This is a genomic window from Streptomyces sp. NPDC001393, assembly GCF_053597455.1.
In genome coordinates, this window is the sequence record NZ_JBSFIH010000076.1 from 15,113 (window position 1) to 34,869 (window position 19,757).

A 19,757-nucleotide genomic window follows, 5' to 3' on the forward strand; every position below is an offset into this window, starting at 1 on the left:
TGGAGAGGGGAGCCGCCCCCAAGGATGCGGTGCCCGGCGGGGAGCTCTGTCAGCCGCCCAGTACCGGCAAGGTCAGGCCGCAGCGGACGGGCTCCGCGTGGGCCGGGTCGAGGGCGTTGCGGACGAGTTGGGCGGCGTTGGTGTCGTACGCGATCGACACGTGTTCGGAGAAGTCCCGGGGGCAGATGTCCTCGATTGTGATGTTCTTGACGGTCGCGCCCGGTCCCGCGGTCAGGAACTGGTGGGTGTAGGGGGTGACGACCTCGTCGAACTTGGTGGCGATGACGGTGTAGTCGACCCCCGGCTGCGTGTCCCCGTCCCGGTCCAGCGTCGTGTTCACCTCGGAGCCGACCATCTGGTCCGAGTACGCCTGTCCGGCGAGGAGAGAAACCGTCGGGTTGAGCCCCAGCCTGGTGGTGAGCGTGCCGAGGCCGGAGGCCGTCGTACCGTGGTTGGACGGTGCCAGGCCGATGAGGCTGTGCACCTTGTTGCGTTCCGGGTGCGCGGGGTCCGTGCCGCCGTCGAACCGCAGATACCAGCGGGGCGTCAGGCCGCCGCCCTGGGAATGCCCGACGAGGTCGACCTGGTGGGCGCCGGTGGCCTTGAGCACACGGTCGACGTACTCGGCGATCTGCCGGGCGGAGTCCGGGACGTGCGCGGTGGCCTTGACCGGGTTGCCGGGCGCCCCGCCGTACTCGGCGGCGAAGACGCAGTAGCCCAGCTGCTTCAGGTACGGGGACATCAGGCCCCAGTCGTCGTAGGCGTTCGCCCAGGTCCCGTGCAGCAGGACGACCGGGCGTGGATGCTCGCGCGTGGGCTTGCAGCTCCAGTCGTCGGCCCCGGCCGGCGGCGCGTCCGGGTGGAGGAGGCCACCGGCCCCGGACAGGGGGAAGGTGAGGATGTTGCCCTTCGGCGCCGGGGGCGCGGGGGCGCCCACCGCGGTCGCCGCGCCTTGGCCCACGCCCAGGGCCAGGGCCAGCCCGGCACAGACGGCGGCCCACCTCCTGGAAAGACTCCGACCCGCCATCGGACCACTCCTCGCCTCGGGGCCGGCCGAACGCCGACCCGGCGATGATCAAGGAGTGGAGTCCCTGCGGGATCGAGGACGGGGCCCGGCAACCCTTATGGAGCAGCCGGTTTCATCCGGTCAGCCGGAGGGAGGCGTACGGCCCGTGCAGGGCGCGCGTAGGGCCGGGAGGTCGTCTGGATGAGCAGGCTCCAGCGACAACTCCGTTCCCGCGAACTCCCGTTGGACCAGGCGGAGCTCAGGCCAGGAGCGTCCGCCGGTAGACCTGCCGGGAGCCGCCCTCCGGGCCGGGGGCGGCCGGTTCGGCCGGGGTGAAGCCGAGGCGTTCGTAGAAGGCGCGTGCGCCGCTCGTCACCGCGCCGGGGTGGTCCGGGCCGAAGGTCACCACCTCGACGGTGCCGGGGCCGGCGCCGAAACGGCGGGTCGCCTCGGACAGCAGCGCGCGGCCGACGCCCCTGCCCCGGGCGGACTCCGAGACGACCAGCCAGTGGACCTTGTGGACGGGGGCCGCGCCCCCGAAGAGCAGGGCGCCGAGCAGATCCGGTCCCGGTCCCTGGGCGACCAGTGCCGTGGAGCGGCGGATGTTCTTCTCCACGGCACCGGTGAAACCGGGGTCGTCCACCATCGGGCCGAACCAGTGCTCGACCTGGGCGGCCAGCGCGAGGAACCCGGGGACGTCCTGCTGGGTCGCGAGTCTGACGATCACTCGCGCGGTCTTCCGACGATCACTCGCGCAGTCTTCCAGGGAAGTCCCTCAGGAGTGGCCCAGTTCCGCCGTCTCCTCGTCGCCCGCCTCCGGGACCGAGCCCGAGTCGCGGGCGGGGCGCAGGGGGAAGGGGTCCACCCGGGTCTCGTCGATGACCGGCGGGGCCGGCTGCGGGGGCTTCGGCATGACCGCTGCCTCCGAGTGGCCGCCGCAGCCGTAGGCCAGGGAGACCACACGGCCGTCGGCGGGGGAGAACTCGTTGGCGCAGACGCCGAAGGCCTGGCCGAGGGAACCGCCGATGGGGGTGAGGAAGCCGCAGGTCATACAGGTGGCCGGGGCCGCCTGGGCCATCGCGGTCTTCGGGCCGTACGACTCCTCCCAGCGGTCCGCGGCGATGTGCAGGCCGTAGCGGGAGAGGACCCGGGCCCGGCGCAGGCCCAGTTCCTCCGCCACCGCCGCGATCGAGCCACGGTTGGGGACCGTGGGCTGCACGGCGGGGGCGCCCGGAGTGACGTCGGCGTCCTCGGCCTCCGCCAGTTCCTCCATCTCGTGCGAGACCAGCGACTTCGGCGAGGGCTCCTCCTCGCCGGTGTAGCCGGGCTCCAGCCGCAGGTCGTCCTGGTCGGTGGGGAGCAGGTCGCCGGGGCCGAGGTCGCCGGGGCGCAGCCGCTCGCTCCACGGCACCCACTCCGGGGCGAGCAGGGCGTCGGGGCCGGGGAGGAGGACCACCTCGTCGAGCGTGACGATCTTGGCGCGGGAGGCGCGGGCCACGGTCACCGCCCAGCGCCAGCCGCGGTAGCCCAGCTCCTTGCACTCGAAGAGGTGCGTGACAACGCGGTCGCCCTCGGAGGCGAGGCCGACGTGCTCTCCGACCACGCCGGGGGCCGCGGCCTCCTCGGCGGCGGCGCGGGCGAGATCGACCGCCTCGGCGCACAGGCGGTCGGGGGTGCGGCTTCGCGTTGTCGCTGCGCTCACAGGTATCGCTTCTCTCCTACGCCGTCTCGTCGAGTGCGGCTGCCTGACGGCGGGTCTGCCGACGGAGCGGACCGGAGGACCGCATCGACGTCTGCATCCGCGCGCTGGGCGCACCTCTGCCATCCATTCTGCGTTATGGCTGAGACACGCACGCTACACCGAACGAGATTCTTCGCCGCCACGCGGCATTCTTTCCTGCCCGCGCACCCGTCTCTTCCGCGCCGTACCGCATGATCCGGCACTATCCGCCCGCATCTCAGGGCACTATGAAGCACGTGGCGACCGCGGACAGGCGTGGTGTTCGGGGTGGCGGTGCGAGCCGGGTGGGTGGCGCCGTCCGTTCCGTCGGGCGTGCCCTGCACTTTCCGGTCACCGGCGCCGCGCGCGGGATCCGGAAGGCCACGCATGCGCACGGGGCGGGCGAGTCGGGGCTCGGCAAGCTGATCGAGCTGCATGCCGTCAACGGCGCGGGTGACGTGATGATCACCGTGGCGCTCGCCTCCACCGTGTTCTTCTCCGTGCCGACCGACGAGGCGCGGGGGCGTGTGGCGCTGTATCTCGCCATCACGATGGCGCCGTTCACCGTCCTGGCCCCGGTCATCGGCCCCCTCCTGGACCGGCTGCCGCACGGCCGGCGCGCCGCGATGGCCGGGGCCATGCTGGCCCGGGCCCTGCTCGCGCTGGTGATCTCGGGCGCCGTGGCGAGCGGCAGCCTGCAGCTGTATCCCGCGGCGCTGGGGGTGCTGGTCGCGTCGAAGGCGTACGGGGTGGTCCGCAGCGCGGTCGTGCCCCGGCTGCTGCCGCCCCGGTTCTCGCTGGTCAAGGCCAACTCACGGGTCACGCTGGCGGGGCTGCTGGCCACCGGTGTCGCCGCGCCGGTCGCCGCGGGGCTGCACCGGGTCGGCGATCCCTGGCCGCTGTACGGCGCCTTCGTGATCTTCGCCGCGGGAACGTTCCTGTCGTTCTCCCTGCCGCCCAAGGTGGACTCGGCCAAGGGCGAGGACGTGGCGCTGCTCGCGGCCGACGAGCAGCATCTGCACGGGCCGCAGCGCAGGACGGAGCAGGCGAAGCGGCCTGGGCTGCGGACCGTGGGTCCCGCCGTCACGCACGCGCTCGGCGCCAACGCCGCCCTGCGCTGCCTCTCCGGCTTCCTGATCTTCTTCCTCGCCTTCCTGCTCCGCGAGCACCCGCTGACCGGCGAGAGCGCGGCGGTCTCGCTCGGGATCGTCGGTGTCGCCGCCGGGGTGGGCAACGCCCTGGGTACGGCCGTCGGGGCCTGGCTGCGCTCCCGCGCCCCGGAGATCATCATCGTGACCGTCGTGGCGGTGGTGCTCGGTACGGCGATCGTGGCCGCCCTGTTCTTCGGGGCGTTCCTGGTGGCCTGCCTCGCGGCCGTCGCCGGGTTCGGCCAGGCGCTGGCCAAGCTGGCCCTGGACGCGCTGATCCAGCGGGACGTGCCGGAGCTGGTGCGCACCTCGGCGTTCGCCCGCTCGGAGACGCTGCTGCAGATGGCCTGGGTGTTCGGCGGCGCGGTCGGCATCGTGCTGCCGCTCGACGGCACCGTCGGGCTGCTGGTCGGCGCGGTGTTCGTGGCGGTCGGCTGGCTGACCACCATGAAGGGCCTGATCGCCTCGGCCCGCCACGGCGGCCGCGCACGGCCCCGGGTGGCCTGACCCGCCCCCTGGCCCGACCCGCTCCGGCTGGCCCGCCCTGCTCCGGCACAACGAACCCGAACCGCTCCGGCAAAACGAACCCGACCTGCTCCGGCATAACGAAGCGGACACGGTTTCCCGGCCCACGGGCACGGCTGGCGTAACGAAGCGGGCACGCCGCACCCCACGTGGCCGGACGCCTCGAAGCGCCCGATAGCCTTCGGCCATGACCACGCTGCAATCCGATGTGCGACGCCGCCGCGCCGTCGCCGCCGCCGGCGCCGTATCCGCCGGACTGCTCCTGCTCTCGGCCTGCGAGAAGCCGACGCCCGTCGCGACGGTCACCGTCGGCGACAGCTCGGTCAACTCCGAGGCCATGTGCTACAACGACGGCAACGCGCTGGACGCCAAGTCGCTGGCGACGTGCGTCAAGAACATCGACAAGGCCAAGTCGATCAAGGTCGACCAGGACGAGACGGTCCGCTTCGGTGTCGACCCGAAGATCGCGGACGCCGGCTGGGTCCTGCTGGTGAACGGCCAGCAGTTCACCGACGTCAGCAAGAAGACCTACCGCACCATCCCGGGCAGCGCGTTCTTCAACCAGCAGTACGGCACCCAGGGCGACACCAACACGGTCACGATCCGCATGGGCGAGAAGGCCAACCAGGGCATGTGGTCGTTCAAGCTGAAGAAGGCCTGATCACGGCCGCCGTGCAGGTACGACGAGTCCTCGTGGCCACCGCGGTCCCGGCGGAACGGGACGCGGTGGCACGGGCGTTCGCCTCGCCGGTGGAGGAGATCCGGCTGCCCGGCGCGCGTCTGACGCGTACGGCCGACAGCTGGGATCTGCTCGACGCGGGTGTCGGCCCGGCCCTCGCCGCGGCCTCCGTCTCCGCCGCGCTCACCGCGGCCCGTCTCGCCGGCACCCCGTACGACCTGGTCGTCTCCGCCGGGATCGGCGGCGGCTTCCAGCCGGGGGCGCCCATCGGCTCGCTCGTCGTCGCCGACCGGATCACCGTGGCCGACCTGGGCGCGGAGACCGCCGACGGCTTCGTCCCGGTCACCGAGCTGGGCTTCGGAACCATCACCCACCACCCGCCGGGACCACTGGTGCGGGTCGCCTGCCAGGCCACCGGCGCCCCGGCCGGCACCGTCCTGACCGTCTCCACCGTCACCGGCACCGCCGCCCGTGCCGCCGAGCTGCGCGCCCGGCACCCGCGGGCGCTCGCCGAGGGCATGGAGGGGTTCGGGGTGGCTCAGGCGGCCACCGTGCACGGCACGCCGGTGCTGGAGATCCGCGCGGTCTCCAACCCGGTCGGCCCTCGCGACCGCGCCGCCTGGCGCATCGGCGACGCCCTCGACGCGCTCACCGAGGGCTTCGGGAAGCTCGCACCCGCACTGGAGAGTTGGACACCGTATGACCAGTGATCAGTTGGACCGTTTGCGGATCGCGTACTCCCCCTGCCCGAACGACACGTTCGTCTTCGACGCCCTCGCCCACGGCCGCATCCCGGACGCCCCCGCGCTGGACGTGACCTTCGCCGACATCGACATCACCAACGGCATGGCCGAGCGCGGCGAGTTCGACGTACTGAAGGTGTCGTACGCCGTCCTGCCGTACGTCCTCGGCGAATACGCGCTGCTGCCGTGCGGCGGTGCGCTGGGGCGGGGCTGCGGGCCGCTGGTGCTCACGCGCGAGCCGGACCTCGACCTCACCGGCCGTACGGTCGCGGTGCCCAGCGAGAAGTCGACCGCGTATCTCCTCTTCCGCCTGTGGGCGGCGGACACGCTGCCGGACGGCGGCGTGGGCAAGATCGTGGTCCTGCCGTTCCACGAGATCATGCCGGCCGTGCGCGACGGCAAGGTGGACGCCGGACTGGTGATCCACGAGGCCCGGTTCACCTACCAGAACTACGGGCTGCACAAGCTCGCCGACATGGGCGAGCACTGGGAGCGGACGACCGGGCTGCCGATCCCGCTCGGCGCGATCGTCGCCAAGCGCTCGCTGGGCACCGAGGCCCTCACCCGGCTCGCGGACTCCGTCCGCGCCTCCGTACGGGCCGCCTGGGACGATCCCGAGGCCTCCCGGCCGTACGTCATGGCCCACGCCCAGGAGATGGACCCGGCCGTGGCGGACCAGCACATCGGGCTGTACGTCAACGAGTTCACCGCCGACCTGGGCGAGGAAGGCTACGCGGCGATCCGCGGCCTGCTCACCCGCGCGGCGGCCGAGGGACTGCTGCCGGCTCTCGCACCCGAGGCCCTGTCGTTCCCCTGAGAGGCCCTCTCGTTCGCCTGAGACCGGCGGCCGCCGAGGGGCTGGTGTGCCCCTCGGCTCAGGTGCTCGCGTTCCCCTGACGGGGGCTGGACGTCTGACGGGGCTAGACGTCCAGTTGGTCGGCGACCGCTCGCAGCAAGCCCGCGATCTTCTTGCCGGAGGCCTTGTCCGGGTACCGGCCCTTCTCGAGCATCGGCGTGATGTTCTCGAGAAGGGTCGTCAGGTCCTGCACGATGGAGGCCAGCTCGTCCGGCTTCTTGCGCTGGGCGGCGGCGACGGACGGCGTCGGGTCGAGCACGACCACCGACAGGGCCTGGTCACCGCGCTGACCGGCGACGACTCCGAACTCCACGCGCTGTCCCGGCTTGAGTGCGTCGACTCCGGCGGGGAGAACCGAGGAATGGACGAAGACGTCACCGCCGTCGTCGCGGGAGAGAAAGCCGAAGCCCTTCTCGCTGTTGAACCACTTGACCTTGCCGGTAGGCACGTCTGTCCTCGTCCTCGTACTCGTTGGGAAAACTACTTCGGAAACGGCTCTTGATAGCACTAGAGCGGGTCGACCGTGACCCGCTGCCACCAAGGCTAATGGTCTTGGGGCCGGTGACAAGACGTCCCCCGGTTGTTCTCTCGCGCTGGGAACTACCCTGGTCCGGTGCGTGACAAAACCCAAACGAATTCCGCCGGGCCCGGTGACCGCCTGATCCGCGCCGGTGCGATCGTCTTCTTCATCGGTGCCGTGGCCACGCTCGTCACCGTGGCCCCGCTGTTCCTCGGCGCAAAGCCTTTTCCGACGTACATGTTCGGTTTGAGCATGCTCATGGCCGTCGGTTTCCTGGTCGCCGGCGCGGGGGTCCTGCGGTCGATCGCCGCGGGCCGCCGTCAGGCGGGGGACGCCTCACGGTAGGCGGCCAGCCACGCCGGGAAGGCGGACAGGTCCGCCAGGACGACGTCCGCGCCGGCGGCGTGCAGTTCGTCGGCGGGGCAGGGACCGGTCGCCACGGCCACCGACAGCGCTCCCGCCGTACGGGCCCCGCGCACGTCCCCGACGTGGTCGCCGACGTACACACCGGCGCGGTACTCGCGCAGCGCCTCCGCCTTCTGCTCGGCCCACAGGTCGCCCACGACCACGTCCGGCTCTATGCCGAGGTGGTTCAGGTGCAGCTTGGCGTTGGGCTCGTACTTCGCCGTGACCACCATCGTCCGCCCGCCGGCCGCCCGCACCGCGGCCATCGCCTCCCGGGCGCCCGCCATCGCGGGGGTCGCGGCGATGGCGATCGTCGGGTACATCTCCCGGTACAGGTCGGCCATCGCGGGCACCCGCTCCTCGGGGAACCAGTTGATCAGCTCCTCGGCGAGCGGCGGCCCGAGCCGGGTCACCGCCAGGTCGGCGTCGATGTACGTCCCGGTGCGCTCGGACAGCGCCAGGTAGCAGGCGTGGATACCGGGCCGGGAGTCGATCAGGGTCATGTCGAGGTCGAAGCCGACGGTGAATGTCATATGGGTCATTGTGCCGGGTGCCTGCGGGGGTTCGGCCGGGCTTTCCCTCCGGTCCGGTCCTCCGGCTGGGGCCGCCTGCAAGGCGCGCCCCCTCACCGGCTCCGCTGCGACCGCCACACCAGGAACAGCGCTGAGGCGACGGCCGCCCCACGGACCACCCACGGCCACGTCCCGGCGACCGCGTCGCTCATGTGCCCCTGCGCGATCGGCTGTCCCCAGCGGCCGTTGACCCTCCCCCACAGCCACACCACCCCGGCGGCGACCGCCGTACCGGGCAGGACCATGACGGCCCACTTGGTCTCCGCGGGGGTCAGCCGCCGCGAGCCGTAGGCGATCACCCAGCCGAGGAGCAGGGCGAACCAGTTCCCCAGCACCGCACCGGCGACCAGGGCGGCGGCGGCCAGCAGCAGGAGCGGGTTGGTCCAGCCTGCGGCGGGGCGGGGGAGCAGGCGGCGGCGCGGGGCGGCTTCGGCCTCGGTGGCCTCCGGTTCCGGTGCGGCGGCGGGGCCGGGGGCCGACGTGGCCTTCTGCTCCGTCGGCTGCGGCGGCCGCCTCAGCAGCTCCGGGATCTCCACACCGCCGACGAACCCCGGCACCGAGTCCGTCTCGGCGGCGGCGCCCGGGGAACCACCCCCCACCCGCCACCAGTCGGGCTGTACGGCGCTGTCCCCGAGTTCGTGCGCGGCGGCGAGATGCGGCGGGGAGGGGCCGTCGGCACGGGCGGGGGTGGCCTCGGCCGCCGCGGGGCGTGGCCGGGGGACGACCCGCCGCAGACCCTTCCGCCGTTCCCCGCTGCCGTCCTTGTCCCCGCCCTTGACCCGGCCCTTGTCCCGGCCCCTGTCCCCGTCCGCCGGCACCGGCTGTACGGGCACGGCGGCGGCCGGCGGCTGCGCGACCCGGCCGGTGCCGGACGTGCCCGGCGTACCGCCCGCCGCTGCGACGACCTCGTCCGGGGTGCCCAGCCGGTCCAGGATGCGGCGGACCGCGGCGGGACTGTCGACCGTCGCCCCGGCCCGGTGCCGGTCGATCTCGTTGCGCAGCTCCGACACGAGCCGCATCCGCGTGGCCGACGGCAACTGCCGTTGCTGAGCGATGTCTCCGACACGGCTCAGGTACTCGTAGACGACCTGGTCGCTCTCGATCCCCAACGCAAACCCCTCCGGGGCGACGGCGGTGAACCCCGTGAGGACGGTAGCGCAGAGTCGCCCCGCCGATGCGGTACCGGGGTCGGGCCCGACGGGAGCACGCCTGTCGGGGACGGCACCCGCTAACGTGGGTCAGATGAGCCAAGCGGCCCACCCAGCACCCCGTTCCCTCGCCGAGGCGCTCCGCGCGCGGGACGACGTCTCCCTGGCCGCGCTGCTGCGCAGCCGCCCCGACCTCATCACGCCGGTCCCGACCGACCTCACCCAGCTGGCCACCCGCGCCGGCACCCGTGCCTCGGTGCTGCGCGCGCTGGAGCGGCTGGACCGGTTCGCGCTGCAGACGGCGGAGGCGCTGGCCGTGGCCCCGGACCCGGCGTCGTACGACATGCTCCTCGGGCTGATGGCCGGGGACGCCGGGGACGAGACGGTCGCCGCCGCGCTGCCGCACGCCCTCGCCGGCCTGCGCGAGCAGGCGCTGGTGTGGGGCGACGACGAGCGGCTGCGGCTGGTGCGGACCGCCCGTGAGCTGCTCGCGCCGTCCCCGCAGCATCCCTCCCCCACCGGGCTCGGGCCCTCCGTGCAGGAGGCCACCTCGGGCATGTCGCCGGGCCGGATCCAGGAGATCGTCACGGCGGCCGGGCTGCCCTCGACGCACGACTCGGTGTCCGCCGTGACCGCGCTCTCCGCACTGTTCAACCACCGCAAGAAGATGGGCAGGCTGCTGGCCGGGGCCCCGGAGCCCGCCCGCGAGGTGCTGGCGCGGCTGATGTGGGGACCGCCGTACGGGCAGGTCACCCCGGAACCGGCCGCCCATCTGCGCTGGCTGCTCGACCGCGGCCTGCTGCTGCCGACCGCGCCCGGCACGGTCGTCCTGCCGCGTGAGGTGGCCCTGCATCTGCGCGAAGGCCGCGCGCACCAGGTGCCCGAGCCGCTGCCGCCCGCCGTGGAACCGGCCGCGACCCACGGTCCGCAGGTGGTGGACGCGACGGCGGCCGGGCAGGCGTACACCGCGCTCGCCACGGTCGAGGAGCTGCTGAAGGACTGGGACGAGGGCGGCCCGGCCGTGCTGCGAGCCGGCGGCCTGAGCGTCCGTGACCTGAAGCGGACCGCCGTCGCCCTGGACGTGTCGGAGCCGGTCGCCGCGTTCTGGGTGGAGCTGGCCTACGCCGCCGGTCTGATCGCCTCCGACGGCGAGGCCGACGAACGGTACGCGGCCACGCCCGCCTACGACGAGTGGCTGGAGCGGCCCGCCGCCGAGCGCTGGTCCCGGCTGGCCGAGGCCTGGCTGACGGCCACCCGGACGCCGGGGCTGGTCGGCGGGCGGGACGCGAAGGACCGTACGCTCGCCGCGCTCGGCCCGGGCCTGGACCGCTCGGCCGCACCCGAGGTACGGCACCGGGTGCTGACGCTGCTGGCCGGGCTGCCGGCGGGCGCGGCACCGGACACCGAGTCGGTGCTGACCCGGCTGCGCTGGGAACGGCCCTTGCGCGGGCCCCGGAGCAGGGACGGCGAGGAGGACCTGCGCTCCCGGCTCGCCCGCTGGACCCTGTCCGAGGCGGAGCTGCTGGGCATCACGGGTCGGGGCGCACTGTCGGCACACGGGCGCGCGCTGCTGGGCGCGCCGGCACCGGGGACGGGCTCGCGTGCCGCGACCAGCGCCCCGACCGCCGCCCACCCCACGCCCTCCGCCGGAACCGCCCCACCCGAAACCCCCGGATCCCCCGACACCCCCGGACCCTCCACCACCCCCGGCACCGGCACGGCCACCGGAACGCGGGCCTCCGTGGGCTCGGTCGAGACCGCCGAACCCACCGGCCCCGGCGACAAGCTCCCCGTCCACCATCACCCCCGCCCTACCCCCGCCCTCGCCCCGCTCTCCCCCGCCGAACAGGCCGTGGCGACGGCCGCCGCCGCCCGCATCCTCGCGCCGCTCCTGCCCGAGCCGCTGGACCACGTCCTGCTCCAGGCCGACCTGACGGCCGTGGCTCCCGGCCCGCTCAAGCGCCCGCTCGCCGATGTGCTGGACGTGCTCGCGGACGTCGAGTCCAAGGGCGGCGCGACCGTGTACCGCTTCACCCCGGCCTCGGTACGGCGCGCCCTGGACGCCGGCCGCACCGCCGCCGACCTGCACGCCTTCCTCACCGAGCACTCCCGCACCCCGGTGCCGCAGCCGCTCGCGTACCTGATCGACGACGTGGCCCGCAAGCACGGCCACCTCCGGGTCGGCGCGGCCTCCGCGTACGTACGCTGCGACGACGACACCCTGCTGAACGAGATCCTCGCCGACAAGCGCGCCGCGCCCCTGCGCCTGCGCCGCCTCGCCCCGACCGTGCTGGCCGCCCAGTCGGACCCGGCCACGCTGCTGGAGAGGCTGCGGACGATGGGCTACGCGCCCGCCGCGGAGTCCGCCGAGGGTGACGTGCTGATCGCCCGCGCCCACGCACACCGCACCCCGCCGCGCACCGCCCCCGAGCCCGTCCCGGACGGCCCGCCGCCGCCCGACGCCACGCTGCTCTCGGCGGCGATCCGCGCGATCCGCGCGGGTGACCTGGCCGCCACCGCCCCGCGCAGGCCCGCCGGGTCCGGGGCTGCGCCGTCGGGCGGCGAACTGCCCCGCACCTCCTCCGCCGAGACCCTGGCCACCATGCAGGCCGCCGTCCTGACCGGCGAGTCCCTCTGGATCGGCTACGTCAACGCCGAGGGCGCCGCCAGCCAGCGCGTCATCGCCCCGGTCAAGGTGGAGGGCGGTTTCGTCACGGCGTACGACCACACCGCGGACGAGGTGCGCACCTACCCGCTGCACCGGATCACGGGGGTGGCGGAGCTGGCGGAAGACTGACGGTGATCGTCGGCGTTCAGGGTGCGCCCCGTGTGGGCCAGTGCCCAATCCTGAGCTACGTCAGGGTTGCCCGTTGGGCCAGAAGTGGCCTCGCACTCGAAGCACGTCGCCTCGGCGAGCACGTGCCGGATAGTGTGCGGCACGAAGCGGTACACAGCGCGCGGGCTCACTGATGACCCTCCGGGTGCCGCCGCAGATAGACGTTGCAGTCGGACACCGTGGTCATGTCGCCACCCGCACGTGCACGGTCCCGCACGTTGGCGAGTTCGGCGCAGCCCGCACAGCCCGGTACGGGTTCTGGTTCCTCCCCCCGGCAATGCCAGGTGAACCGGTCCGCCCATCGTCGTCCTTGGGTCCGCCATCCCTCGCTCGCCCGCCCTCTCCGCTGACTCCGTGATGGGCCGATCGTCGCTCCGCTCCCAGGGACGGAGGAACCTCGTACGTTTCCCACTTTGGGACGTCCTGCAAGTGGTAGAACGTCCCTGACGGCGTCCGTACAAGTGGGGGACCGAGAGTCGAGTCCGACGCCATCGGCAGTCGTGAACTGAACTGGGGCTCACGGATGGACGTACGCGAGATCACCGCCCCCGGACCGGACACGCCCCTGACCGATGCGGCCGTGGCCGGATACGTCGCCAAGTACGCCACCAAGGGCGCCGAAGGCTCCGGCACGACCGCCCCCTGTACTGCCCTCCCTGCCAGGGTCACGGCGCCACCCTCACCCCACTCGGAGACCACACCGAATGCCCCCACTGCATCGGCACCGGCCTGGCCGAACCACCCGAGTCCCTGCGCGTGCAGGACCACGTACGCCAGCTCATCCGCACATGCTGGCAATTGGGGCAGCTCCCCGACTTCGCCCACCTCAACCTGTGGCGCTGGACCCACATGCTCGGCTATCGCGGCCACTTCTCCTCCAAATCCCGCCGCTACTCCGCGACCCTGGGCGCCCTTCGCGACGCCCGCCGTACCTGGGCCGTGGACAAGGCCCGCGCACGTGCCGAGGCATCCGCCCTCGACGACACGGCCACCGACACCGTCTCGCACTGGCAGTACCTCGGCACCGGCTACAGCCCCGGTGAGGAACTGCTGGCGGCCACCGTCCGACGTGAGCGCGCCTCCGCCCTCCGACTCAAGCGGGAGGGTGACGCCCGGTGACCAACCGCACCACGACGTTCGTCGGCCGCTTCCGCTGCGGGCAAGGCGCGTGGCACGTCTCCACGGAGAGTGAGGAAGTCACCGCAGTCATACGACGGCTCTTCGGCGAGCAGTCGCCGATCCAGTCCAAAGGCGCCTCCGACCAGCTTGAGGTGCTGCCCCAGTCGAGCAGCCTGCCCGTCGTGATCTCCGGCCCTGAGTCCGTCAGGGCGGGCCTGCTGACGGCCGCGCCCCACTACGAACCCCGGCCCAGTGTTCGCGTCACGTTCCGTCTCGCAGACGCCTGCGACCTCGGCGGTTTCCGCCTCAGCTCCTCCTCGTGGGATCTCGCGGAATCCGTCCCGGCGTTGAGGTCCGCACTCGCGGACACCTCCGGTGATTCTCTCTGCGAACTCACTGCAGAGACAGTTGAGTTCACCACCCGCGACCGAGCCACACTGTCGTACTGCCGCCCCTCCATCAAGGTCGTCGGTCCTTGGCGTGACAGCGACCGATGCACAAGGGCGCCCCCACCTCCCGGTGGGGGCGCCCTTGTGCGTGTCCGGCGGCGTCAGCCTGCGTCTTCCTTGGACGTCTCGTTCCGCCCGCTCTTCCTCACCGCTGCCGCCCGCCGCATGTGCCCCTCCTCGCCGAAGTGCACCGACAGCCGCGACGTGTCCAGCTTCTTCCCGCCGCGGCGCGCGGGTGCCACCTCCACGTAGCCGCCCGCGTTCAGCAACAGGTCCCGTTTACCGGCCACGTCCGAGCGCTTCCACTGCTCGGCGTGCGTCTCACCGGTCGGTTCCTCCTTCACGCCGCCGGGCTTCGCCGTTCGCTGCTTCTCCTTCAGGGACGCCAGACGGTCCTCCAGCTTGGCGTACTGCTCCGCGTACCGGATTGCGCCGTCGTCTCCCCTGAACAGACCTCGGTCGTACCGGTCCTTCTGCAAGTCGGCCAGGGTTTCCTCGGCCTGCCTGATCTGGGGACGGAAGTCCTCGCCCACCTCCTGGACCATCCGCATCACAGGGAGGTGCCCGTACTTCGCAAGGAACTGCTCGGTGACATGCTCCTCGGTGGTCACCCCCGCCACGGTCGGCCCGAAGCACTTCTCGCCCGGCTTCTCCTCCCCCTTGGCCGCCCGCTGGCGGTACTTCAGGGGGCCGATGCACCGGTACCGAAGCTGGCCGTTGCGCCCGCTGAAGGTGTACATGCGCTCACCGCAGACTCCGCAGTGCATGATGCCGCGCAACAGCGACGTCCCCTCCCGGCGCTTCTCACCGGGATTGGCCCGGCGCTCCAACTCGTCCTGGAGCGCCTGCCAGGTGTCCGTGTCGAGGATCGGCGGGCGGTTGACCAGGGGCAGACCGTCCGTCCGCAGGATCGGCTTTCCGTCCTCGATGACCTGGCCGAGCAACTGGGGATTACCCAGCAGGCTGCGCAGCGTCGTCGTGTACCACTGCTTGGAGTCGCTGCGCTTGCCCGTGGTCTGGCGTGAGGTGTGGCCGGGCGACGGGACGCCCTCCTTGTTGAGGTCGTTGATGATCCGCATGAGCGAGTCCTTGGCCAGGACCCGCTCCACGATCCGCTTGATCGTCTTGGCCTCGTCCTCGTTGACCGCGAGAACCTTGCCCGCCCCGTTCGGGTTGGGGACGACCATGTACCCGTACGGAACCCGCCCGCCGGTGTAGCGGCCCTCACGCCGCAGATGCTCGTGCGCGCTGGACACCCGCATACCGATGGTGTCGGACTCCAGCTCGGCAAAGACGGCGATCACCTTCGCCATGGCCCGGCCCATGGAGGACGTGAGGTCGAGGGGCTCCGTCGCCGACGCGAGCGCAACGCTCTGGTGCTCGGCGAGTCGCATGATCTCCGCGAAGTCGACCGTCGAGCGTGCGAGCCGGTCGATCTTGAAGAACACGATCACGTCCAGCTCGGCGAGCCGGGTCAGGATGCGTTGCAGACCCGGCCGGTCGAGGCCCCGCGAGAAGCCGGAGACATCGATGTCTTCCTCGACGACTATGACGTCCCAGCCTCGTGCCTCACACAGTGCCTCGCAAGCCGCTCTCTGGCGCTCGGGAGAAGTCGTCTCGTCCGTTTCACGCGATAGGCGAACATAGATAGCGGCGCGCATCCCCGGCGCGCTGGCCGGTACGCCCTTCCGGCGCCGGGCACGGGGCATGGCCCGAGCAGTGGCAGGTGCAGTGTCTGTCACGCTGACGATCCTATCTGCGGAGGTATGCGTGTCCTGCCTAATCGTCCAGTCCGACAAGACCCTGCTCCTGGAAGTCGACCACGAGCGGGCCGACGACTGCCGGCGTGCCATCGCGCCGTTCGCCGAGCTTGAGCGGGCGCCCGAGCACATCCACACCTACCGGGTCACCCCGCTCGGGCTGTGGAACGCGCGTGCCGCCGGGCATGACGCCGAGCAGGTCGTGGACGCGCTGGTGCAGTACAGCCGGTATCCGGTGCCGCACGCGCTGCTCGTGGACATCGCCGAGACGATGGACCGGTACGGCCGGCTGACGCTGAGCAAGCACCCCGCGCACGGGCTGGTGCTGACCACCACCGACCGGCCGGTGCTGGAGGAGGTGCTGAAGTCCAAGCGGATCATCCCGCTGGTCGGCGCCCGCATCGATCAGGACAGCGTCGTCGTGCACCCGTCCGAGCGCGGGCAGATCAAGCAGGTGCTGCTGAAGCTGGGCTGGCCGGCCGAGGACCTCGCCGGGTACGTCGACGGTGAGGCGCACCCGATCGAGCTGCTGGAGGACGGCTGGGCCCTCAGGCCGTACCAGAAGCAGGCCGTGGAGAACTTCTGGCACGGTGGCAGCGGTGTGGTCGTGCTCCCGTGTGGTGCCGGAAAGACGCTGGTCGGCGCCGGGTCCATGGCACAGGCCAAGTCGACCACGCTGATCCTCGTCACCAACACCGTCTCGGCCCGGCAGTGGAAGCACGAGCTGGTGAAGCGGACCTCGCTGACCGAGGACGAGATCGGCGAGTACAGCGGGACGCGGAAGGAGATCCGCCCGGTCACCATCGCCACCTACCAGGTGCTGACGACCAAGCGGAAGGGCGTCTACCCGCACCTGGAGCTGTTCGACTCCCGGGACTGGGGCCTGATCGTCTACGACGAGGTGCATCTGCTGCCGGCTCCCGTCTTCAAGTTCACCGCCGATCTGCAGGCGCGGCGGCGGCTCGGCCTGACGGCCACGCTGGTCCGCGAGGACGGCCGCGAGTCCGACGTGTTCTCCCTCATCGGGCCGAAGCGGTTCGACGCGCCCTGGAAGGAGATCGAGGCGCAGGGGTACATCGCGCCGGCCGACTGTGTCGAGGTCCGGGTGAATCTCACCGACTCCGAGCGGCTGGCGTACGCCACCGCCGAGACGGACGAGAAGTACCGCTTCTGTGCGACGACGGACACCAAGCGGAAGGTGACGGAGGCGATCGTGCGCCGGTTCGCCGGGCAGCAGATCCTTGTCATCGGTCAGTACATCGACCAACTCGACGAGCTGGGCGAGCACTTGAACGCGCCCGTCATCAAGGGCGAGACCTCCAACGCGCAGCGCGAGAAGCTCTTCGACGCCTTCCGTGAGGGCGAGATCAGCGTGCTGGTGGTGTCGAAGGTCGCGAACTTCTCCATCGACCTGCCGGAGGCGACGGTCGCCGTCCAGGTGTCCGGCACCTTCGGCTCCCGTCAGGAGGAGGCTCAGCGCCTCGGCCGCGTCCTGCGCCCGAAGGCCGACGGCCACCAGGCCCACTTCTACTCGGTGGTCGCCCGGGACACCATCGACCAGGACTTCGCCGCCCACCGCCAGCGCTTCCTGGCCGAGCAGGGCTACGCCTACCGGATCGTGGACGCCGACGAGATCCTGGCGGGGGGCTGAGCGGTCACTTACGGCGTATGCCCGCTTCCTCGCCGTACTCGCCGAGGATCACGACGCCGAACGCCGCCTGAGCGAACACCTTGAGGGCGCGCAGGGCGTTGCCGAGCCAGTGGTGGTGGGGGCCGTCGACGGCTGTGGCGCCGGTCGGTGGTCCGGCAGGGGCTGGATGGATGGTTGCTGCGCTCATGTCTCCATGGTTGCTCGCCGGGCACCGGGCGCGCATCGGTCTGCAGAGCCAATCCCGGCCGGCTCCCGGTAGGCCTCTGGGTGGACCACGGCCCCTACTTCGGGGGCTCCTGGTCCCCTAGGGGACCAGGAGCCGGCCGCCGCAGCCGGAAAATCCGTTGGCCCCCTTCCCGTGCCCTCCCCTAGAATCTCCGCTCTTGCCCGCCTCCCCTCCGCGGAGTGCCGTCGCCCGGTCGGAAACCGGGCGGCATCGTCGTAGCCACCCAGCAGGTCCCCCGGAGGCATCCCCGTGTCCACGTCCGTGCCCGCCGACGATCCCCTCGCCCGAGAGCGCTCCCACCTCGCCGCCTCCCGTGCCGCGCTGCGCGCCATGCGCGAGGACGTGGAGTCGCTGGACATCCGGGACGTCACCGCGAACTGGGTCAACGCCGAAGTGCTGTCCCGCCAGATCAACGAGCGGATCAGGGCCCTGGCCGACCTCAGCGACACCCCGCTGTTCTTCGGCCGGCTGGACTTCCTGCACGCCCCGGGCGCGGATCGGGCCGAGGGCGCGGAAGGGGAGCAGTTCTACATCGGGCGGCGGCACGTGCACGACGCGGACGGCGACCCCATGGTCATCGACTGGCGTGCCCCGGTCTCGCAGCCGTTCTACCGGGCCTCCAAGAAGGACCCGATGGACGTCGGGCTGCGCCGCCGCTTCGGCTACACCGGCGGCGACCTGACCGCGTACGAGGACGAGCACCTCTCGGACCCGGCGGAGTCGGCGAGCACCAGCAAGCTGCTCCAGCAGGAGATCGAGCGGCCGCGCGTCGGCCCGATGCGGGACATCGTCGCCACCATCCAGCCCGAGCAGGACGAGATCGTCCGCAGCGGGCTGGGCGGCACCGTGTGCGTCCAGGGCGGCCCCGGCACCGGAAAGACCGCCGTCGGCCTGCACCGGGTCGCCTACCTCCTCTACGCCCACCGGGAGCGGCTCGCCCGCACCGGCACCCTGGTGATCGGGCCGAACCGGTCCTTCCTGCACTACATCGAGCAAGTGCTGCCCGCGCTGGGTGAGTTGACGGTGCAGCAGGCCACCGTGGACGACCTGGTCGGCCAGGTCGAGGTGCGCGGCACGGACGACGCGGCCGCCGCCGTGATCAAGGGCGACGCCCGGATGGCCGGGGTGCTGCGCCGGGCCCTGTACTCCCACGTGACCATGCCGGCGGAGGCGGTCGTGGTGGTGCGCGGCTCGCGGCGCTGGCGGGTGCCGTCATACGAACTGGAGGAGATCGTCCGGGAGTTGCTGGAGCGGGACATCCGTTACGGCGCCGCCCGCGAGGCCCTGCCGCAGCGGATCGCGCACGCGGTGCTGGTGCAGATGGAGCGCTCGGGCGAGGCGCCGGACGACCGGGTGCAGGACGCGGTGGCCCGCAACAGCGCGGTGAAGGCGGCCGTGAAGGAGATCTGGCCGGCCGTGGATCCGGCGAAGCTCGTGCTGCGCCTGCTGACGGACGCGGACTTCCTCGCCGAGCACGCCGCGGGTGTGCTGGACGAGGACGAGCAGAAGACGATCCTGTGGGCGAGGCCGGCGCGCAGCGTGAAGTCGGCCAGGTGGTCGGCGGCGGACGCGGTGCTGATCGACGAGGCGGCGGACCTGATCCAGCGCACGCACTCGCTCGGCCACGTGGTCCTGGACGAGGCGCAGGACCTGTCCCCCATGCAGTACCGGGCGGTGGGCCGCCGCTGCACCACGGGCAGCGCGACGGTGCTGGGCGACCTGGCGCAGGGTACGACTCCCTGGGCGACCCGCAGCTGGGACGAGGCGCTGGCCCATCTCGGCAAGCGCGAGGGGGTCGTCGAGGAGCTGACGGCCGGTTTCCGCGTCCCGACGGACGTCATCACCTACGCCTCCCGTCTCCTCCCGCACATCGCCCCCGGCCTCGCCCCGGTGGCGTCCGTCCGTGAGAACCCCGGCTTCTTCGAGGTCCGTACGGTCACGGAGGCGCCCGAAGTCGTCGCCGCCTGCCGGGAGTTGCTGCGCCACGAGGGCTCGACCGGCCTGATCGCCGCCGACGCCCGCATCCCGGCTCTGGCCGAGGCCCTGACGGCGGCGGGCCTGCCCTACCTCGCCCCCGGCGAGGAAACCACCGAGGAGACCCGCCTCACCCTGGTCCCGGCGTCCCTCGCCAAGGGTCTGGAGTACGACTACGTGGTCCTGGACGAGCCGCAGGCGGTGGTGGACGGCGAGCCGGACGAACGCACCGGCCTGCGCCGCCTGTACGTGGCGCTCACGCGTGCGGTGTCGGGCCTGATCGTCACGCATTCGGCCCCGGTACCGGCCCAGTTGGCCTGACGGCCTAGGTCCTGTCGTCAAATTCCCGCCGTCCGCCCGGAGGGCGGGCCCTGCGCCCGCCGCGGAGCGGCTCATGTATGCCGTAGGTGCGTGCTCTGG

Annotated in this window: 18 protein-coding genes and 1 pseudogene; 10 read left to right on the top strand and 9 right to left on the bottom strand. The window is 72.3% G+C overall.

All coding sequences use genetic code 11. The annotated features are described in order from the left end of the window. Positions 1-49: 49 nt before the first annotated feature. The 3 genes from ACWC2T_RS41630 to ACWC2T_RS41640 form a co-directional block, all read right to left on the bottom strand. A complete protein-coding gene (locus tag ACWC2T_RS41630) occupies positions 50-1,027 on the bottom strand; it encodes an esterase/lipase family protein (protein WP_450675492.1) in 978 nt (325 codons plus the stop codon). 238 nt (positions 1,028-1,265) lie between these two features. Beyond that, the gene (locus ACWC2T_RS41635; RefSeq protein WP_450675493.1) at positions 1,266-1,733 is read right to left on the bottom strand and encodes a GNAT family N-acetyltransferase; all 468 of its coding nucleotides are present in this window, start codon (positions 1,731-1,733) and stop codon (positions 1,266-1,268) included. Positions 1,734-1,781: 48 nt separating this feature from the next. Continuing rightward, a complete protein-coding gene (locus ACWC2T_RS41640; protein WP_450675494.1) occupies positions 1,782-2,708 on the bottom strand; it encodes a DUF3027 domain-containing protein in 927 nt (308 codons plus the stop codon). Between the two features lie 266 nt (positions 2,709-2,974). Between ACWC2T_RS41640 and ACWC2T_RS41645 the strand changes: the two genes are divergently transcribed. The 4 genes from ACWC2T_RS41645 (at position 2,975) to ACWC2T_RS41660 (ending at position 6,638) form a co-directional block, all read left to right on the top strand. Then, on the top strand, positions 2,975-4,381 hold the full coding sequence (locus ACWC2T_RS41645) for an MFS transporter (RefSeq protein ID WP_450675495.1): 1,407 nt from the start codon (positions 2,975-2,977) through the stop codon (positions 4,379-4,381). Between the two features lie 205 nt (positions 4,382-4,586). Then, the gene (locus tag ACWC2T_RS41650; RefSeq protein ID WP_450675496.1) at positions 4,587-5,060 is read left to right on the top strand and encodes a DUF2771 domain-containing protein; all 474 of its coding nucleotides are present in this window, start codon (positions 4,587-4,589) and stop codon (positions 5,058-5,060) included. Continuing rightward, on the top strand, positions 5,033-5,788 hold the full coding sequence (locus tag ACWC2T_RS41655) for a futalosine hydrolase (protein WP_450675497.1): 756 nt from the start codon (positions 5,033-5,035) through the stop codon (positions 5,786-5,788). The genes ACWC2T_RS41650 and ACWC2T_RS41655 overlap by 28 nt, the downstream gene beginning before the upstream one ends. Next, positions 5,778-6,638 (top strand): 1,4-dihydroxy-6-naphthoate synthase, encoded by an 861-nt coding sequence (locus ACWC2T_RS41660; protein WP_450675498.1) that lies wholly within the window; start codon positions 5,778-5,780, stop codon positions 6,636-6,638. The genes ACWC2T_RS41655 and ACWC2T_RS41660 overlap by 11 nt, the downstream gene beginning before the upstream one ends. 103 nt (positions 6,639-6,741) lie before the next feature. On the opposite strand, the gene ACWC2T_RS41665 is transcribed toward ACWC2T_RS41660, so the two are convergent. Further along, the gene (locus ACWC2T_RS41665) at positions 6,742-7,125 is read right to left on the bottom strand and encodes a cold-shock protein (RefSeq protein WP_351214051.1); all 384 of its coding nucleotides are present in this window, start codon (positions 7,123-7,125) and stop codon (positions 6,742-6,744) included. 165 nt (positions 7,126-7,290) lie between these two features. Between ACWC2T_RS41665 and ACWC2T_RS41670 the strand changes: the two genes are divergently transcribed. Then, positions 7,291-7,542 (top strand): hypothetical protein, encoded by a 252-nt coding sequence (locus ACWC2T_RS41670; protein WP_450675499.1) that lies wholly within the window; start codon positions 7,291-7,293, stop codon positions 7,540-7,542. On the opposite strand, the gene ACWC2T_RS41675 is transcribed toward ACWC2T_RS41670, so the two are convergent. Further along, a complete protein-coding gene (locus tag ACWC2T_RS41675) occupies positions 7,518-8,135 on the bottom strand; it encodes an HAD family hydrolase (protein WP_450675500.1) in 618 nt (205 codons plus the stop codon). The genes ACWC2T_RS41670 and ACWC2T_RS41675 overlap by 25 nt on opposite strands. A gap of 92 nt (positions 8,136-8,227) precedes the next feature. After that, positions 8,228-9,283, bottom strand: a complete 1,056-nt coding sequence (locus ACWC2T_RS41680) for a hypothetical protein (RefSeq protein ID WP_450675501.1) — start codon at positions 9,281-9,283, stop codon at positions 8,228-8,230. Between the two features lie 133 nt (positions 9,284-9,416). On the opposite strand from ACWC2T_RS41680, the gene ACWC2T_RS41685 reads away from it, so the two are divergent. Further along, the gene (locus ACWC2T_RS41685; RefSeq protein ID WP_450675502.1) at positions 9,417-12,119 is read left to right on the top strand and encodes a helicase-associated domain-containing protein; all 2,703 of its coding nucleotides are present in this window, start codon (positions 9,417-9,419) and stop codon (positions 12,117-12,119) included. On the opposite strand, the gene ACWC2T_RS41690 is transcribed toward ACWC2T_RS41685, so the two are convergent. Beyond that, positions 12,071-12,289, bottom strand: coding sequence for a DUF7848 domain-containing protein (locus tag ACWC2T_RS41690; protein WP_450675503.1), 219 nt, complete (start codon positions 12,287-12,289; stop codon positions 12,071-12,073). The genes ACWC2T_RS41685 and ACWC2T_RS41690 overlap by 49 nt on opposite strands. Positions 12,290-12,681: 392 nt before the next feature. On the opposite strand from ACWC2T_RS41690, the pseudogene ACWC2T_RS41695 reads away from it, so the two are divergent. Both ACWC2T_RS41695 and ACWC2T_RS41700 read left to right on the top strand, forming a co-directional pair. Then, positions 12,682-12,765, top strand: a pseudogene (locus ACWC2T_RS41695) (hypothetical protein); the annotation flags it as partial. Positions 12,766-12,914: 149 nt separating this feature from the next. Continuing rightward, complete coding sequence (locus tag ACWC2T_RS41700) at positions 12,915-13,277, top strand: replication initiator (protein ID WP_450675504.1); 363 nt, start codon at positions 12,915-12,917, stop codon at positions 13,275-13,277. A 550-nt stretch (positions 13,278-13,827) separates the two neighbouring features. Here ACWC2T_RS41700 and ACWC2T_RS41705 read toward each other — a convergent pair. Beyond that, positions 13,828-15,468 (bottom strand): recombinase family protein, encoded by a 1,641-nt coding sequence (locus ACWC2T_RS41705; RefSeq protein ID WP_450675505.1) that lies wholly within the window; start codon positions 15,466-15,468, stop codon positions 13,828-13,830. Between the two features lie 28 nt (positions 15,469-15,496). Between ACWC2T_RS41705 and ACWC2T_RS41710 the strand changes: the two genes are divergently transcribed. Beyond that, on the top strand, positions 15,497-17,137 hold the full coding sequence (locus tag ACWC2T_RS41710) for a DNA repair helicase XPB (protein ID WP_450675506.1): 1,641 nt from the start codon (positions 15,497-15,499) through the stop codon (positions 17,135-17,137). Between the two features lie 4 nt (positions 17,138-17,141). On the opposite strand, the gene ACWC2T_RS41715 is transcribed toward ACWC2T_RS41710, so the two are convergent. After that, complete coding sequence (locus ACWC2T_RS41715) at positions 17,142-17,324, bottom strand: hypothetical protein (protein WP_208900190.1); 183 nt, start codon at positions 17,322-17,324, stop codon at positions 17,142-17,144. Between the two features lie 369 nt (positions 17,325-17,693). On the opposite strand from ACWC2T_RS41715, the gene ACWC2T_RS41720 reads away from it, so the two are divergent. Then, the gene (locus ACWC2T_RS41720; protein ID WP_450675507.1) at positions 17,694-19,658 is read left to right on the top strand and encodes a HelD family protein; all 1,965 of its coding nucleotides are present in this window, start codon (positions 17,694-17,696) and stop codon (positions 19,656-19,658) included. Positions 19,659-19,757: the final 99 nt, after the last annotated feature.